The following is a 17577-nucleotide window of genomic DNA, read 5'->3' as shown; positions in this document are numbered from 1 at the left end:
GCCAGCACGAATCCGCCTCGACAACCACGGCGGGCCGGACGGGTACGCCCCGACGCGCGCCCCTGAACAGGGTGAACGAGTTCTTCAGCGCCAGTTTTCCTCGGGTTAACCCGCCGAAAGGTGCCTGTTCCCTCGTTGCGGTGAGCTGTCCTCCTTGTCGCGGCCGGCCCGGCGGAGGTGGCGGTAGTCATGGCCATCGAGGTGTCCGACGATCTGGCCAGCTTCCTGCGGTGGCTCGCCGGCGAGGAGTTCCCCGGCACCAACGAGGACAAGCTGCGCAACCTGGGTGTGGTGCACCGGGAGACCGCGGACGGCATCGACGAGGTGTTGCCGATGCTGGTGAGCGCGGTCAACAGCATTCGGGAGGGCGTACAGGGGGACTCCGAGCGGGCGTTCGTCGACGCCATGCAGGAGTTCATCCGCGAGCCCGGTTACCTCAGCCTCGCCGGCAAGTACGTACGACGGTTGGGGGAGGGCCTCGAGGACACGGCCACCCAGGTCGAGTACACCAAACTCATGATCATCGCGACGTTGGTCGAGCTGATGGTCGAGATCGCGGTCGCGTTGGCCATCGCGTGGTTCTTTCCCAACGTGCTGGAGTTGCTCGCGGAGCGGCTGTTCGTCGCCCGGCTCGGCATCAAACTGTGGCTGGCCAAGCTGATCATGGCGGTGGTACTCGGCCAGGTCGTCGGCATCGGCATGCAGGTCCTGATGGACCTGATCGTGCAGGCCCTGCAGATCCAACAGGGACACCGCGACGGGATCGACACCAAGCTGACCGGCGACGCGGCTGCGGTCGGCTCCCTGGGCGGGGCGGTCAGCATGCTGCTCGGCCCCGCCGGGAACGGGATCGGAAACCTGGCCAAGGGCGCCCGCAACCTGTTCCGGGGCGCCGCCGACGAGGTGATCGACGTGGCCGGCGGCCTCGGGGGTACGGGTGTCGTCCGGAACACGGCGGACAACGGCACGGGTAACGTCGCCGGCGGTGCCGCCCGGAACGCTGGCGACGACGTCACGGACGTCGGCGGCGGGGGCATGTTCTACCGCGCCCCCGACAAGCCCACCCTGTCCGGGTTCACCAGCGACGTGGCGCACGAGGCCACCGCCGAGGTGATCACCGAGGGCACGTACGGACTGATGACCGAGGGCGAGTGGAACGTCGGCACCATCCCGGTGACCGCCGTTTCGGGCGGGCTCTCCGCCCTGGCCGAGAGCACAGGTACGGCGATCGGCTACACCCTGCGGCACCGCAACGACAGCGGGAACGGCGACGGGGAGGACGTGACCCGGTCCGACCCGGCGGACGGTTCCCCACCCTCGACGGCCGGCCAGCCACCGGCGGCGTCTCCCGGACAACCGTCGACTCCGGGTGAGCAGGACGTCTCGGGCGGGCCCGACGTCTCCGGCGGCGGTACGGGAAACTCGACGAACGGCCCCGCCTCGCCGGCCGGCGGCGGACCGACCCGAATCCCGAATCTGCCTTCCGGCGTCGGGTCCGGCTCCGGCGTCGGAGCCGGGGTCGACGTGGACCCCGACCGGTCGGACCAGCCGGCCGGGCCCGGGGACGCCGTCGTTCTCCCCTCGGATGTCCCCGGCACCCAGGGGAGCAGGAACCCGGTGACAGACGGCTCACCGTCCGGACCGGGCCCGGGTCCCGAGCCGACGTCGCCGGTCCCGGAGGGGTCTGCGCCGTTCCAGGGATCTGCGCCGCTCACCGGGGCGCCGCCGCCGGCTTCCGGGTCGACCGCGCCAGGTTCCGGGTCGGCTCCGCCGGCTTCGGGGTCGACTCCCACGGCGGAGCGACCCGACGCGGCGGACCCGGGGCCCACGCCGTCGGTGATCTCCCCGTCGACGGTCCCGACTCCGGCTGGGACGGTGACGCCGCCGGACCCCGGTGCCGTGGCGGATGGCGTGTGGGTTGGTGCCACGCCCCCGCCGCCGGTCCCTGCCTCGGTCTCCGATGTCACGCCGTCCGAGCCGGTGCCGCCGCTGAACTCCGCTGTCACCTCGAACCTCGGCGGGCCGGGCCCCGCCGGCGTGACGTCGACCGCCGTTGGCACCGGTACGACCGCCGGCGTGACGTCGATGGCCGCTGCCGGTGGTGCCGGTACGACCGCCGTGGACCCGGCCGCCACACAGACGAGGATCGGCCGCTCGGACGTCGTACCCCGGGTGGGGTTGGCGGAGCCGACGCGCGCCGACAGTCGGAGCGGGCCATCCGCACACGCCGCGTCGGACCTGCCGTCGGGGCCGGCGCCGGTACGGCGCACTCCGGAGCTCGGGGCCGGTGACCCGACCCCCGGCCGGAGGCCGGAGGCGGCGCGGTCGGACCAGGCTGCCCCGGCGGCGCGGCCCGACCAGCCGGACCCGGCGGCGCGGCCTGGTGCCGCGCCGACCGCCAGCCCCGCCGGTGCACCGGGCCGGGCGTCGGACCCGCCGGCGAATCGCGGCTGGACCGGCGGCTCCACCAGCGGACCGTCGATCCGTCAACGACGGATCGGCCACGGCGCCCGACTCCCGCTCAGCCGGGCGGCCCGGCGGGCGACCCGGGCTTCGGCCGGCTGGTCCGGAGCACGCCCGACCGGCGGTACACCGTTACCGGGTGCCCGTCCGGTGCCGTCCGGTCCCGCCGAGAGCCGCCGGGGTGTCTGGCTGGACGGCGACGACGACACGGTGACGCCGTCCGCGACGTCGGTGCTGAAGTCGGGGGGCCGGTGGCGGGTCGACGGTGCCGAACTGTTGGTGCGGAGGATCCCCGGCGGTCGGCCCGGCCTGATGCTGCTCACGCCCGACCTGTCGGCACAGTTGCCGGAGACCGACGTGCTGCCGCCGGGCTCGGGTTTCCCGATCCTGGTACGTGGTGACGGCAACACCGCGAGCGTCGGCCGGTTCGTCACCGTGCCGGTCCGGACGCCGGAGGGCATCGTTCGCGAGGTGCAACTGGACGGGTCGCAGCTTGCCGACATCGTGCGGGACCTGGCACCGCCCGACGTGGATATGACGCTCGTCGCCTGTGGCAGCGGCAGTCTGCCCGGCGGGCTCGCGCAGCGGCTCGCGGACGCGACCGGTCGGGACGTACTGGCGCCACCGGACCAGGTGGGCGTCGGGCTGCCGGACCACCCCGGGGAGGTCGTCTCGGCAAGTGGTCGGTCCTGGTTGCTGTTCGTGCCCGGGGGGCAGGGCGGCGAGGGTTTCGACGTCGTCAACGACGAGATCGTCCCGGGCGGGGGAACAGCCCGGCACGGTGCACCGCTGCGGCGCCGCTTCGACGGGATCGGTTCGGTGCCGTCGAGCCCGGGTCCGTCGAGGGGGATGCCGTCGAAGCCGGGTCTGCAGAGCCCGGGTCCGGTCAGGTCGGGTCCGGCCAAGCAGATGCCGTCGGGCCCGGAGTCAGGCAGTCGGGTCGTTCCGGAGTCAGGAACGCGGGTCGTTCCGGAGCGGAAGCAGCCGGAAACCCGGACGCGCACCTCCCGGACGTCCGCCGCGCCGCCACCGCGTCAGCGCCAGGTCAGGTTCGCCGAGACGCCGGTGAGGGAGGGGGCGGGCACCGGTCCGGTCAAGCCGGGCCCGGCTCCGTCACGATCGGGCGGGCCGCCGTCGGGCCCACCACCGGACCCCGCCCAGGAGCTCGGCCTCTACCAGCAACATCCGGAGCTGGTGTACGAGGCGGACGGCGCCACCGACCCGGAACAGCTCGTCACCGACCTGCGAACCGTGGTGGAACAGGAGGTACGGGCCCGGACCCGCCCGAGGTTCGGACGCCTCGACCGGCGCAACCGGGAGCGGATCAACGTCGACACCTCCGCGATCGAGGCGGCGCTGCGCCAGGATCTCCAGTCCTTTTTCACCACCGGCGGTCGAACCTTCGACGTACGCGACGGGTTCGGCAGGTGGCACTCCGTCACCGTCGCCCCGACCAGGCTGGAACAGGGGCAGCGGCGACTGGACCAGAAGCCGGACAAGGCGAAGTACGACACCCGCAACGATGTCAACACCACGGTGCGGGACACCGAGACCGCCGGCGACAGCCTGATGGTCGGCGTCGGCGGGGCCGCCGCGGGCAGGTTCGGGCCGGGTGGCGGGGCCAGCATCGACATCGCCGTGGCCCAGGCCGCCGAGACGAGCGAGTCCAGCGTCAACCTCTTCGACTCGCACAACGTGCGCAGCGGTGGCGTCTCGCACCTGCTGCTCTCCCAGGTGCGGTTCACCGTCACGGCGCGCGGGATCGGCGCCGACCCGCCGGTGACGCCGCCGGCGTACGAACCGGCCCGCACCGGAGCGCCGCCGGTGACGTACCCGCCGCTGCGGAACCAGGTCACCGCCGAGATCGGGTTCCGGGTGTCCGACGACATCGCCACCGCGAGGCAGCGGCCCGGTGGGCACGTCAGGACGGGCGCGTTCGACAACGCGTTGGTGGCGGAGAACGCCAGCGTGGTACGTCTGCTCGACGCCTGGGAGGTGGTGGACGGCACGGCGACCCCGGTCCGGTCCTGGAACTCGTTGGTCGAGTCGATCATCGGCCGGTTCAGGCGTACCGGCACCGTCGACGCCGGTTCGCTCAGCCGGGAGCAGTTGCGCGGGCTGCTCAGCGAGCCGAGTCTGCTCGGGCAACTGCTGCCGAGTCTGGAGTCGACGGTGCACTCGCCGCTGGTGGTCAGCCCGTCCCGCCGGCAGGCGGTCATGCTGGGGATGAGTTCCGAGGTCACCGGCATGGAGGTGATCGCCGACGTCGCGAAGTCGTCGTTCCGGTGGCAGCCCGGCGTGAGCTGGAGCGGGCGTGAGCAGCACACCAGCAGCGTCGGTGGAGGCGGTAGCGTCGTACCGATCCGCTGGGGATGGGGGATGGCCTACGTACAGCTGCGGCTCAGCGCGCTGTTCCGGCGCAACGCCACGACCAGCGTCCGGCAGACCGCGACCTCCCGGACGGGCACCGAGTTCAAGGACGTGAAGAACGTCCTCAGCAAGGTGCGGTTCCGGGTGACCATCGATCCGACGGCCCGGGTGAACGCGTTCCAGCAGCCGTTCCGGTCGGCCGTCCGTCCGGTGGTCCTCGACCTGACGGTGCTGACCCGGATCCCCACCGACAAGGCCGAACAACTGCTGCGCGGGGCGCCGTCGACCACCGCCCCGACCACACCGTCGGCCACCGCGTCGACGTCGGCCGGTGGTGCCGGCACGGGCACGGTGGACAGCAGTCCCACGGCCCGGCCGGCCCCACCGTTCGCCCGGTCGGGCGGACACGCCATGCCGTACGGCATGAGCCAGTTCCAGTCACTGCACACCCAGACCCGGGACCTGGTCCGCCGGATCGGCGGCGGCTTCCTGCCCCGTAGCCGGGACGCGCACGTCCCCAGGCGGATGTTCTTCGTCAGCTCGGCCAGTGAGCGGCAGCGCAACCAGGCGGAACTCGACTACGCGCTCTCCCCGTCGGCGCTGCGGCAGAACTACTCCACGCTGCTGGGCGGCGGGGTGGCGGTCAAGCTGACCCGGCGGAGTCTGTTCCAGACCCGGCACGTCGTGATCCACGTGACCGCCGAACATCCGACCGCGCCCGGCTACGTCGGCCCGGAGAAGAACGTCGCGGTCCGCAACTACCAGGCCTCGGGTGGGCAGGACCGGACGGCGGCCGGCAGTGAACTGCGGGCCGCGGTGGCCGTCGAGGGCGGCTTCATCGACCGACATCCGGGACAGGCGTTGAACGTCAGCCTCAGCCCGGGCGGGGCGGTCGAGGTACAGGGCCGGTGGGCGCGGCAGGGCGGGGTGGACGTCAGCGGACAGCGCACCGCGCTGCACGGCGGTACGCCCGACTCGGAGCGGTTCCGTGGCGACCTCGAACTGACGGTCCGGGTGTACTCGTACAAGGTGGGACTGGGCCGGGCGGTCGGCTCGTGGTTCTTCGGCGTCGGCCGGCGGATCACCGCGATCCGGCCGGTCCCCGGCGGCGGGTTCAGCCGGCGGACCGTGGAGGTGGCGCACAAACGGATCCCCCGGTACCGGATCAGCCAGCGACGGTCGGTGGACGTCCTCTACGCCGGGAGCGCCGTCCCGGACACCGTCGTCGACCGACCGGTGCAGGCGCGGGACCACGAGGTGCGGGCACTGGCCCGGCGGACGGCCACCGACCTGAGCACCGTACGGGACTTCGTCGACCGCCCGCCGAGCGGCCGGACCGGCCCCGAGCGGGCTGTCGAGGCGTGGGACTACGTCGAGTCGATGCCGGGGGCGAAGCTGGTGCTCGACCTGGCCCGGCGCGCGGTGCGGGACACCCAGCGGTACACCGAGCCGGCGCCCCGGCCACGGTTCGGCACACCGGCGGACGGTCCGCAGGGCACCGTGCAGCGGGCGTCCGAGCGTCGGCTCGGTGGGGTACGCGGTGACGCGGGTCTGGTCGAGGGCATGCCGGTCTGGGCGGACCTCACCGAGGGCCTCTCCGTCAACCGTCAGCAGGCGAACCTGGCCGCGATGACCGAGCAGCGCTGGGAACTCGAACCGATCACCACCGAGGCCGGCGGCGGCCGGCTCGACGTGGCGCTCGCCGGGCGGCTGGTCAACCCGCGGCTGGTGCCGAACCAGTCCGAGATCACCACCGAACACGCCCCCAGCGGGGGCGTCCAGGTCTGGCACAGCCGGACCAGGGTGCGGCAGATCATGGCCCGGGCGCAGTTCAGCCTCACCCTGCGCAAGCCCACCGAACGGACGGACCCGTCCGGTGGCAGCGGCACCGGCACGGTCGGGTACCAGTGGATGCCGTACCAGCGGTTGACCCGGACACGTACCAAGGTCGGCGGCAGCATCGAACGCAACGTCAACAACCGTAAGGGCAGGAAGCGGACGTACCTGGTGGTGGCCGACCTCCGGGCGACGGCGGTCGCCGAGGTGACCAATCCGGCCGAGTTGCCGAAGTCGCTGGTGCCGGCGCCGTTCCAGCCGGCGGGTTGGGAACACCACAAGACGACCCGGCACAGTGCGGTGATCACGAACGCGGTCTACCTGCGGCTCACCGAGGAGCAGGCGATCAGGGCGGGACTGCTAAACTCGGCGTCGGTACGCCGGGACAACCCGATCGCGCCGGAGGTACGGCAGACCGGGCTGAGCCTGCCCGACGACCGGTCACCCGGACTGGGCCTGCAGACCCTCCACCACGTGCCGACGCTGTTCGACTCCGTGGTCGAGGCGTTGCGGGACACGGCGCGAGGGGCCGGCCCGGAGCCGTGGTCGCGGCGGATCATGCGGGCGTTGTCCGGCGACCACCGTACCGATCCGGCGGAGGAGCGCCGCCGGATCGCGGGACTGCTGCTGGACTCGCTGACCGGCAACGGGCTCGACGATCCGATGCTGAACCGTCGCCGCGCGGCCGGGGCGTTGTCGTCCGACGGCCTGCAGCGCAGACTGGGTTCCCTCTTCGACGGTGGCGTGTCGCTGATGCACATCCTGCCGAAGACCTTCCGGCAACTGCAGTACGACGTCCGGATCGAGGCGACGCTCGACCCCGACCGGGACGTACGCTTCGAGCGTTTTGTCGCCGACCACAACGACATCGACCTGCGGACCACGGGCGTGATCGGGGAGACGCGGTTGGACCGGCGCTCCCGGGGCGACGGCCTCTTCGCCGGCGCGGCCGGCGCCGGCGTGATCAACGAGAACGGCCAGCAGGCGGCGATCGGCCCCGGCTACCAGTACAGCCTGGTGAACGTCACCTCGAACACCACGACCTCCGAGTCGGAGCAACGGACCTCCGGCATCAGCTCCGGTCGTGGGGTCAAGGCCAGACTGGCCCTCACCCCACGGTTCCAACTGCGGATCTACCACCGGGGCGAGCCGGTGCCGGGCGGCGTGATCCCGGTCCGGACCCCGGAAGCCATCAGGGTCGACCGGTGGGCCGCCGGCCTGCGTGCCCGGAGGACACCAGCCGACCCGAACTGGCCCGGCCGGCCGGTGCCGTACCACCCGACGGCCGGGCCCGGGCCGGAGCCGGGCTGGCAGAGCCACCACAGGCTCCTGCTGCCGCCACGGTTCGTACCCGAGGATCTCTCCGGGGCGGTCGAGATCCAGCGGACCACCGAGGGGGCCCTGGCGGACGCCGCCCGACGGCTCCGGCAACCGGGGTACGTCGGCGCGCACCAGGTGCACGAGAGCCTGAGCCCGGAGCTGCTGTTGCCGAACGCCGGTGCCGCACTCTCCGCGGACGGGCTCGTGCTGCCCCCGGTGCCGAGTGCCCAACTGCTGTTCCAACAAGCGATGATCAGGGTTGGCCTGGTGCCGGTCGCCGCGCGGCTGGCCGACGTCGACTCGTCGGTCTACCGCGAGCACGTGACCCAGCACACCGACGAGGTCGGTAGCGGGTCCAACCTGGTCAGCCAGTCGCAGCACGCGCCGCGGCTGGTGCTGGGCCGGGGCTACATGGGCGACGCGTACCAGCCGCTGGAGACCGGCAACAGCGGTGCCGTCGGCGGTGACACCGTGGAACTCTCCGTCGGCGGCGGCAATTCCGCGACCGCCTTCGGCAACGTCAAGCCGGAGAGCCGGTCGGTCGCCATCGAGTACGAATGTCAGCCCGTGGTGGACGTGACGCTGCCACAACTGGTCGGGGGCGAGCGGCAGGTGTCCTCCACCGCCCGGCAGAACGTCCGGGTCGTGCTGCGCATGTCGGCGGAGCATGCCCGCCGGGTGCTGGGCCTGGACGGTTACGGTGCGCCCGACGACGCGAACGACCGCTTCGCGGAGATCCTCCGGCACGAGAGCGAACTGGCCAGGGCCGAGAGCGATTTTGTCAAGGAGGGCGAGGCGGAGGACGCCGCCCGGTACGCCATCGTCGCCACCGAGGCGAGCGGCTCGTCGGTCGACGCCGGAACCCGACTCCGGTGGCAGCAGGCGGCCGAACGGCGTAAGGCGGCCGAGCGGCGCTGGTGGGAGTTGGCCCAGCAGCACTACCGGGGGCTCGACGAGTTCAACGCACACCACGTGGCCGTCGCCGACCGGGTGGCGCCGCCGTCCATCCCGGTGCTCTCCAGCATTCCCGAGAACCCCGACATGGACGACCTGGAGTACGCGGACGACCTGGAGTACGCGGACGACCCGGGCGATCCGGCCCCGGCGGTGCGCAGCGGGCCGTCGGCCCCGGCCCGGACGCTACCGGCCCGGACGCCGACGGCCCGGACGCCAACGGCCCGGACGCCGCACCCCGCACTCGTCGCGGAGACGCTGTCGTCGCGCCCCGCCGAAGAGCAGTTGCGGATCCGGCGATACGCCGACGCGTTCGCCCGGTCGGCGACCGACACCCTGCCGGTCGACCTCACCTCGTACCTCGGACGACGGGACCAGGCTGCCGCGGTGCTGATCGACGAGGGGCCCGCCGAGTCGGTCCCGACCCGTCCGTCGCCCGTGGTCGTTCCGCCGGAGGTGCCGCAGCCGGCCACCGACTCCCGGCCGGCGGTCGAGTCGACCGGGCCGGCGCCGTGGGACGTGCCGCCGGGCACCGATCTGGACCACGAGTACGGTCCGCTCGCCGGGCCGAAGAAAGTGAAGCCGGCAGAGCAGGACGCCGACGGTCGGCTGCGGTTGAACCCGTTGTGGTACCGGATCGGTGACTTCCGGCCGCAGTTGCTGGAGCGCAAGGACGCGCGATGGCACTACTCGGTCGACGCCGACGGCGAGATCCGGATCGGCTCCGAAGAGATCCTGACGGTGGTGGAGGACGCGGAGTGGGACAAACTCTTCGACTCGATGCGGGCGGCGGCGGCGCGTAACGGTGAACCGTTCACGCTGACGCTGGCGGAGCTGAAGGAGTCCCTCAACGGCCAGGGGCATCCGACGATCGCGGCGGGGTTCGGCCGCGGCGGCACGACCGAGGTGCTGTCGGGGCGGGTGAGCGGCGAGTTCGGATGGAATCCGGAGACCAGCCGGTGGGAGGTGAACGACAAGTCGGGCCGGTACATGAGTGACAAGGTCCGGCCGGACCTGAACCCGGCGGACCTGTCCCGGTGGGTCGGCAACGTGGCGGAGCGGCTGAGCGCCCGACTTGGGGTCGAGGTGGACCCCGTACTGCTGAAACACGCCGACCTGCCGAAGCCGCCGCCGGTCCCGCCCGGCAGGCGAGCCGCCGGGCTGCCGGGCGAGTCGGCCGAGCCGGCGCCGTGGGACGTGCCGCCGGGCACCGATCTGGACCACGAGTACGGTCCGCTCGCCGGGCCGAAGAAGGTGAAGCCGGCAGAGCAGGACGCCGACGGTCGGGTGCGGTTGAACCCGTTGTGGTACCGGATCGGTGACTTCCGGCCGCAGTTGCTGGAGCGCAAGGACGCCCTGTGGCACTACTCGGTCGACGCCGCCGGTGAGATCCGGATCGGGTCGGAGAAGATCCGTACGGTGGTGGAGGACGCGGAGTGGCAGCAACTCTTCGACTCGATGCGGGCGGCGGCGGCGCGTAACGGCGAGCCGTTCACGCTGACGCTGGAGGAGCTGAAGGAGTCGCTCAACAGCAAGGGACACCCGACGATCGCGGCGGATTTTGCCGGCGGGGGCGGGACGGAGGTGTCGTCGGCCCGGGTGAGCGGCGAGATCGCGTGGAACCCCAGCACCGAGCGGTGGGAGCTGAACGACAAGTCGGGCCGGTACATGAGCGGTAAGGTCCGGCCGGACCTGAACCCCGAGGACAACATCCGCTGGGTCAACAACGTGGCCCGGCGGCTGAGCGCCCGGTTCGGTGTGGAGGTCGTTCCCGGCCTGCTCAAGTACGCCGGGCCGGCACCGTTGCCCGCGGCACCGTTGCCCCCGCAGGTGCCGCCGGCGCAGCCGCCCGGACAGCCGATGACCGGGCTGCAGGCCCGGAACAACCTGTTCCTGACCGCCGACGCGATCGTCCGTCCGTACCAGGGTGTGCTCGGTGCGGGTGACCCGCGGTTCCAGCAGCTCCTGAACATCGCGATCCGAGCCCTGTCCGCCGGAACGGAGCCGACGGTGGTGGCCCGGCAGGTACGCGACGCCGCGCGGAATCTGGGGATCGAGCCGCCGACCTAGTTGTTGCCGGCGGTGCGTGGGTCGAGGATCCGGCGGTCCAACGCCCTCGACCCACGCCGCCGCTCAGGCGTCGCCGGCCAGCTGCGGATAGAGCACGGCGATGTCCTGGGCCAGCGCGCTCTTCACGGTCCGGGAGAAGTCGTCGGCGAGCACCTCGTGCTGGCCGGCCTCGACACCGTCGATGGCCAGTCGGGCCACGTCGGCGGGGTTGGACCGGGGCACGTCCGCCGGGGCCCACTGGTCCGCCATGTCGGTGTCGACCCAGCCGACGTGCAGGCCGGTGACGCCCACCCCCTGCGGGTGCAGTTCCTGGCGCAGCACGTTGGTCATCGCCCACATCGCCGCCTTCGACGGGGCGTAGGCGCCGAGGGCCGCGTACCAGGAGAGCACCGAGTGGATGTTGAGCAGGTGGCCGCGATTGGCGATCAGGCGGGGGGCGAGCGCCCGGGTCACCTGGAGTGGTCCGTAGAAGTTGATCTCGATTTCCCGGCGGACCTCGGCGAGGTCGCCGTTGAGCAGGTCCGCGTTGAGGGTGACGCCGGCGTTGTTGACCAGGAGGTTGACGTCCGTGGCGTCGGCGGTGGCGGCGGCCACCGAGGCGGGGTCGGTGACCTCGAGTCGTACCGGGACGACCCGGGGGTCGGAGATGATCGTCTTCGGGTCACGTGCGGTGGCGTACACCTTGGCCGCGCCCCGGGCGAGCACCTCGGTGACCAGGGCCCGACCGATGCCGCGGCTGCCTCCGGTGACGAATACGACGGAGTCCTGAATCTTCATGCCATTCCCTTGCTGCCTGGAGGGCGTGGAGGATGTGACGTTCGGGCTGGTTGTCCGATCGATGCCTTGTCGAGATCGCGGATGACGTCTGTAATCTAACCCTGGTCGCCGGGGTTGGGCGCCAGTTAGAGGCTGGGTGTAATCTAAATCTCGGCCATCGGGTTACCGGGGCGGACGGCGATGGAGAAACCCGGGGACAGCGGTCGCCGGGTGACCGGAGGCGGAGGGAGAATCGAGATGGGCAGGGCGTCACGGGCCGACGCGGCGAAGCACCGTGCCGAGGTGGTGGTCGCCACGTCGAAGCTGCTCCGCGAGCGCGGCGCCACGGCGATGACCGTGCAGGAACTCATGGCGGCCGCCGGACTCACCCACGGCGGCTTCTACAAGCACTTCGGCTCGAAGGAGGAACTCGTCGGCATCGCCGCCACCGCGGCGTTCGACGAGATCATGGCCCTGCTGGTGGAACTGGCCGAAGAGGCGGACGACCCGTCGACGGCCCAGGCCGACCTGGCGCGGCGCTATCTCTCCACCGAGCACCGGGACTCACCGGGCATCGGCTGCGCCAACACCGCACTCGCCACCGACGCCGCCCGGTCGCCGGCGGACAGCCCACTGCGGACCTCGTACGCGGCCGGGCTCCAGACCACCCTCGAGCGGCTCACGGCGTACCAGGAGACACCGGGCCGTACGCCGGAGCAGGCCCGCCGCCGGGCGATCGTCGACTTCGCGACCATGGTCGGCGCGCTGACCCTCGCCCGGGCGACCAGCCAGACGCCGCTCTCCGAGGAGATCCTCGAGGTCGTCCGGGAGGCCATCACCGAGACACCGCCTGACGCCGCTGTCCCCACGTCGACGGCCTGACGATGCCGGCCTGACCATGACGGCCCGGACACCGCAGCACGGTGTCCGGGCCGTCATCGTCCTGGCGGTACGGCCAGCCGGTCGGTCGGCGCCACGGTGCGTCGACTGTGGCGCTGGTGTCGCCCCGAACCGCCCCGATGTCGCGGCAGGTACGGGTGGAGGCTCAGAACGGTCGGGTGTCGCCGAGTTTGCGGGTCGGCCCCTCCGTACCGTCGTCGTCCGAACGGCCGCCGAACTGGGTGGTCTCGTCCGCGGGCGAGCGGGGCGGTGCCGGCGGCGCGAAACCCGGGGAACTCACCGGAGGCGCCGAGGTCGGCGGGCGTGGCCCGGGCGGGGCGAAGGACGGCGGCATGGGCGTCGGTACCGGCGGTGCCGAGCCGGGCACGCCGGACACCGGCTGGCCGGGTACCGAACCCGGAGCCGGGGGACCGGCCTGACCGTGGTACGGGGTGGCCGCCGGCGGGTTCGGCGCGGCCGGACCGTAGTTGGCGGGGAAGTTCGGCGGGGCCGCCGGACTGTGGCTCGGCGGCGCCGACGGGCCGAAGTTCGGCGGATAACCGGCGGGAGCGCCGGGCGGGTACTGGCCGGCCGGCGGCTGGCCCCCCGGCGGGAACTGGCCGGCGGGTGGCTGCTGACCGGCCGGGCCGGGCGGGAACGTCGGCTGGCCGGGCTGACCGGGCACCCCGGGGTAGCCGGCGGCGGGAGCCGACCGGGCGCGACCCCGCCAGCGGTCCGGACTCACCGCCGTGGCGAGCAGCGGGATGGCGACCAGCATGGAAATCGTGCCGACCGGTACGTTCATCAGCCCCGCCGGGCCGACGAGATCGTCCGGGATGACCTTCGCGAGCGATTCGATGTGGACCAGTGCCCAGAAGCTGACCAGCAGGTAGAAGCCGCCGGCGATGATCGGGCCGATCGGTGAGATCCGGGGCACCAGCATCGCGGCCAGGATGATGCCGACGCCGAGCAGGCACAGGAAGCCCAGGAACCGGTCTCCGGCACTCTCCTCGAGCAGTCCGCCGTTGAGCTTCCACGATCCGAAGGCGCTCAGCATCCATATCAGTGGCACGCTGATCAGCCCCAGGAGCAGCGATCCAAGGTGTCGCACGTCCACAACCTCCTCAGCCGGTCGCCTGATCGCACCCTAGTCCGACGCGGCAACCCCGGCGTCGCCGTACCGGATGGGCGGGCCGACGGAACGGCCCGCCCGGAGGCCCCTCAGCTTGCCGTATTCCGGTCCGTCGCGTCGTCCCGTTTGGCGCTCGCCCGGGGCGGCGCCGACCACGGCGAGCCGGACCCGCCGGCCTCCCGGCGCGGCAGCGGCGGCAGCGGCTCGGTGTCCGCCTCCGGGTATCCCAGCGTCGGCGGCCTGGTGTCGTGTTCGACCGGACTGGTCAGCACGGACCAGTCGGTCAGCGTCGGCTCCTCCGCGGCGGGCGTGGGGGCGGGCGGAGCGGCGACGACCGGGCGTGGCCAGCGCCGCCACCGCTGGACGCTGAAGGTCGCCATCAGCAGCAGGGCTCCGATCAGGAACATCGTGCCGTTGTCCAGGAGTTGGACCAGCGGGATCGGGTCGCCGAACACCTCCCAGTTCGTCGGCACCGCGTCCCGCACGGTGAACGGGTCGATGAACAGCCCGACGTACGGGGCGACGAGCAGCAGCCCCGCGACGAGCGGACCGAGTGGGGAGACCCGCAGCGTGCCGAGGAGTCCGAGCAGGACGCCCGCGACCGCGAGGTACACGGCTCCTTGGATCAGGTTGGCCGTGTTGTACGTGCCGAGTTCCACCCAACGGGTGACGGTGCGGGCCGACCCGTCCTGACCCAGTGCGATCAGAACCCAGCTGAGCGGTGCCGCCACCACTCCGGCGAGGAAGCTCCAGAGATGTCGCATCCGCGCACCGTACCGCTTCCGCCGGAATCGGTCAGCCGGCGGCGCGGAGGCCCGCACCGATCTTGCGGCCAGTCACCGTCATGGATCGCTCGGTGACCACCGGGGTGGGCGCCGCGACGGTCCGGGCCGGGCATCGGGCCGGAGCATGCGGCAGCTCAGGGTCTTCCTCCGGACACCGCGCCCGGGGTGGGTGACCGGAGGCCTGCCGGAGACCGGGTAACCGACGTCACGCGACGGGGCGGAGCCGGCGGACAGACCCGTACCGTTGCCGACATGACCGAAACCTCCGCCCCGTCGACCCCGGTCCCGCCGCCGGCGGGCAAGCCCACCTCGTACTCCCGGGTGACGCTGAGCCGGATCATGACCGCGGTCGACGTCAACCTCTACGGCACGGTGCACGGCGGCGTCCTGATGAAGTTCGTCGACGACGTGGCCGGGGCGGCGGCGGCCCGACACTTCGGCGGTACGGCGGTGACCGCCGCGATCGACGAGATCGTCTTCGCCGAGCCGGTCCGGGTGGGTGACCTGGTGCACGCGCACGCCCAGGTCAACTGGACCGGCCACACCTCGATGGAGGTCGGGGTACGGGTCGTCGCCGAGCGCTGGGACAGTGCCGAGGAGGCGCCGATCGAGGTGGCCACGGCGTACCTGGTCTTCGTCGGGGTGGACGCGGCCGGTAGTCCGCTTCCGGTCCGTCCGGTGCTGCCGGAGAGCACGGAGGACAAGCGGCGGTTCCGCGAGGCGGAGATCCGCCGGGAACACCGGTTGGCCCGTCGCCGGGCGATCCAGGCCCACCGGGGTGACGACGGTTTCCCCGCCGCCGGCTGACGCCAGTCGGACACCCCGGAGGGTGTCGGGCCCACATGATCCGGGGCGGGTCCGTGTGGGCTGGGCACGCGTCCTCCACCGCCCTCCGGATCGCAGAATTGCGGGTCGGGTACGGCAGGATGGCGATCGGGCCCAGCACACCGGCGTGCTGGCCGAGGGAGGAGCTTCGGCATGGATGGTGAGGTGCTCTGGACGCCGCCGGCCGACGTGCGCGACCGGTCCCGGATCGGCGCCTACCTGCGCTGGTTGCGTACGCATCGGGGGCTCGAGTTCGCCGACTACGCCGACCTGTGGTTGTGGTCGGTCACCGATCTTGACGCGTTCTGGCGTTCGATCTGGGACTTCTTCGAGGTCCGGGCGTACGCGGAGCCGACCGCCACGCTGGCCGGGGCCCGGATGCCCGGGGCCCGCTGGTTCCCCGGGGCGACGCTGAACTACGCCGAGCACGTGCTGCGGATGCCCGGCGTCGGCGACGACGAGCCGATGGTGATCGCGCACAGCCAGACCCGGGCGCCGGTCACCCTTACCGCCGCCGAGCTGCGCGAGCAGGTACGTCGGGTCCGGGCCGGACTGGTCCGGCTCGGGGTCGGCTCCGGTGACCGGGTGGCGGCGTACGCCCCGAACATCCCGGAGACCCTGGTGCTGATGCTGGCCACCGCCAGCCTCGGCGCGATCTTCTCCTCCTGCGCGCCCGAGTTCGGCACCCGCAGCGTGCTGGACCGCTGGCGGCAGATCGAGCCGACCGTGCTGGTCGCCGTCGACGGCTACCGGTACGGCGACAAGCCGATCGACCGCCGCGCCGAGGTGGCCCAACTCCGGGCGGAGTTGCCGTCCGTTCTGCACACGGTGGTGCTGCCGTACCTGGATCCGGAGGCCGCGCCGCCGGCGGGCACGCTGAGTTGGGCGGAGCTGACGGCGGAGACGGACCAGCCGCTGGAGTTCGCGGCGGTGCCGTTCGACCACCCGCTCTACGTGCTCTACTCCTCGGGCACCACCGGCTTGCCGAAGCCGATCGTGCACGGGCACGGCGGCATCCTGCTCGAGCATCTGAAGGTGCTCGCCCTGCACCACGACCTCGGTCCCGGCGACCGGTTCCTGTGGTTCACCACCACCGGCTGGATGATGTGGAACTACCTGGTCTCCGGGCCGGCGGTCGGGGCGGCGATCGTGCTCTTCGACGGCAACCCGGCGGTCCGGGCCGAGCCGGGCCGGCCGGCCGAGCCGGATCTCGGCACGCTGTGGCGGCTCGCGGCGGAGACCGGCACCACCTACTTCGGCACCTCGGCGCCGTTCCTGCTGGCCTGCCGTAAGGCCGGGCTGCGTCCGGCGGAACTGGCCGACCTCTCCGCGCTGCGCGGGGTCGCGTCGACCGGCGCGCCGTTGCCGGCCGAGGGCTTCCGTTGGGTGTACGACGAGGTCGGCACCGATCTGCAACTGCACTCGCTCTCCGGCGGCACCGACGTCTGCACCGGTTTTGTCGGCGGCGTGCCGCTGCTGCCGGTACGGGCCGGCGAGATCGCCTGCCGTTGCCTGGGGGCCAGGGTGGAGGCCCGGTCGGCGGACGGCACCCCGGTGCTGGACCAGCTCGGCGAGCTGGTGATCACCGCGCCGATGCCGAGCATGCCGGTCGGCTTCTGGAACGACCCGGACGGGCGTCGGTACCGGGAGGCGTACTTCGACGTCTATCCGGGAGTGTGGCGGCACGGGGACTGGATCACGGTCAGCGGTCGGGGCAGCTGTGTGATCACCGGCCGCTCGGACGCCACCCTGAACCGGGGCGGGGTACGGCTGGGCACCGCCGAGTTCTACTCGGTCGTCGAGGGGCTGCCGGAGGTGACCGACTCGCTGGTGGTGCATCTGGAGGACGCCGAGGGCGGCGCCGGTGAGCTGCTGCTCTTCGTGGTGCTCGGGGATGGACTGGAGCTGGACGGGACGCTGCGCGGCCGGATCGTCCGCGAGCTGCGTACCGCGCTGTCGCCCCGGCACATCCCGGACGAGATCCACCAGGTGGGCGCGGTGCCCCGGACGCTGTCGGCGAAGAAGCTGGAGGTGCCGGTGAAGAAGATCCTCACCGGTGCGCCGGTGGACTCCGCCGCCGCGACCGGAGCGCTGGCCAACCCGGAGTCGTTGGTCGCGTTCGAGCGCCTGGCCCGGCAGCGGTCCGCCGCCGGCGGGGCGCCGGTCGCCGGGTAGCGGCCCGGGCGG

General features: G+C 72.5%; 7 protein-coding genes. 4 read left to right on the top strand and 3 right to left on the bottom strand.

From position 1 onward, the window contains the following. The first annotated feature begins 189 nt into the window (after positions 1–189). Entirely contained in the window at positions 190–11013 is a 10824-nt protein-coding gene (locus ABGB21_RS08745; RefSeq protein WP_347677263.1) for a hypothetical protein, read from the top strand. A gap of 63 nt (positions 11014–11076) precedes the next feature. Here ABGB21_RS08745 and ABGB21_RS08740 read toward each other — a convergent pair whose 3' ends face one another. Continuing rightward, on the bottom strand, positions 11077–11790 hold the full coding sequence (locus ABGB21_RS08740; RefSeq protein ID WP_347651180.1) for an SDR family oxidoreductase: 714 nt from the start codon (positions 11788–11790) through the stop codon (positions 11077–11079). A gap of 237 nt (positions 11791–12027) precedes the next feature. Between ABGB21_RS08740 and ABGB21_RS08735 the strand changes: the two genes are divergently transcribed. Then, complete coding sequence (locus tag ABGB21_RS08735) at positions 12028–12651, top strand: TetR/AcrR family transcriptional regulator (protein WP_347677261.1); 624 nt, start codon at positions 12028–12030, stop codon at positions 12649–12651. A gap of 163 nt (positions 12652–12814) precedes the next feature. Here ABGB21_RS08735 and ABGB21_RS08730 read toward each other — a convergent pair whose 3' ends face one another. Together ABGB21_RS08730 and ABGB21_RS08725 are read right to left on the bottom strand one after the other, a co-directional pair. Then, a complete protein-coding gene (locus tag ABGB21_RS08730; RefSeq protein ID WP_347677259.1) occupies positions 12815–13759 on the bottom strand; it encodes a hypothetical protein in 945 nt (314 codons plus the stop codon). A 110-nt stretch (positions 13760–13869) separates the two neighbouring features. Further along, entirely contained in the window at positions 13870–14544 is a 675-nt protein-coding gene (locus ABGB21_RS08725; RefSeq protein WP_347651177.1) for a hypothetical protein, read from the bottom strand. A gap of 273 nt (positions 14545–14817) precedes the next feature. On the opposite strand from ABGB21_RS08725, the gene ABGB21_RS08720 reads away from it, so the two are divergent. Beyond that, positions 14818–15372: an acyl-CoA thioesterase gene (locus ABGB21_RS08720; RefSeq protein ID WP_347651176.1), complete on the top strand. Its 555-nt coding sequence runs from the start codon at positions 14818–14820 to the stop codon at positions 15370–15372. Positions 15373–15543: 171 nt separating this feature from the next. After that, complete coding sequence (locus ABGB21_RS08715; protein ID WP_347677257.1) at positions 15544–17565, top strand: acetoacetate--CoA ligase; 2022 nt, start codon at positions 15544–15546, stop codon at positions 17563–17565. The last annotated feature ends 12 nt before the right edge of the window (positions 17566–17577 follow it).

It is taken from the genome of Plantactinospora sp. B24E8 (assembly GCF_039871735.1).
Classification (GTDB): domain Bacteria; phylum Actinomycetota; class Actinomycetes; order Mycobacteriales; family Micromonosporaceae; genus Plantactinospora.
The sequence above is the reverse complement of the archived record's forward strand: the minus strand, read 5'-3'. Positions and strand labels throughout refer to the sequence as shown.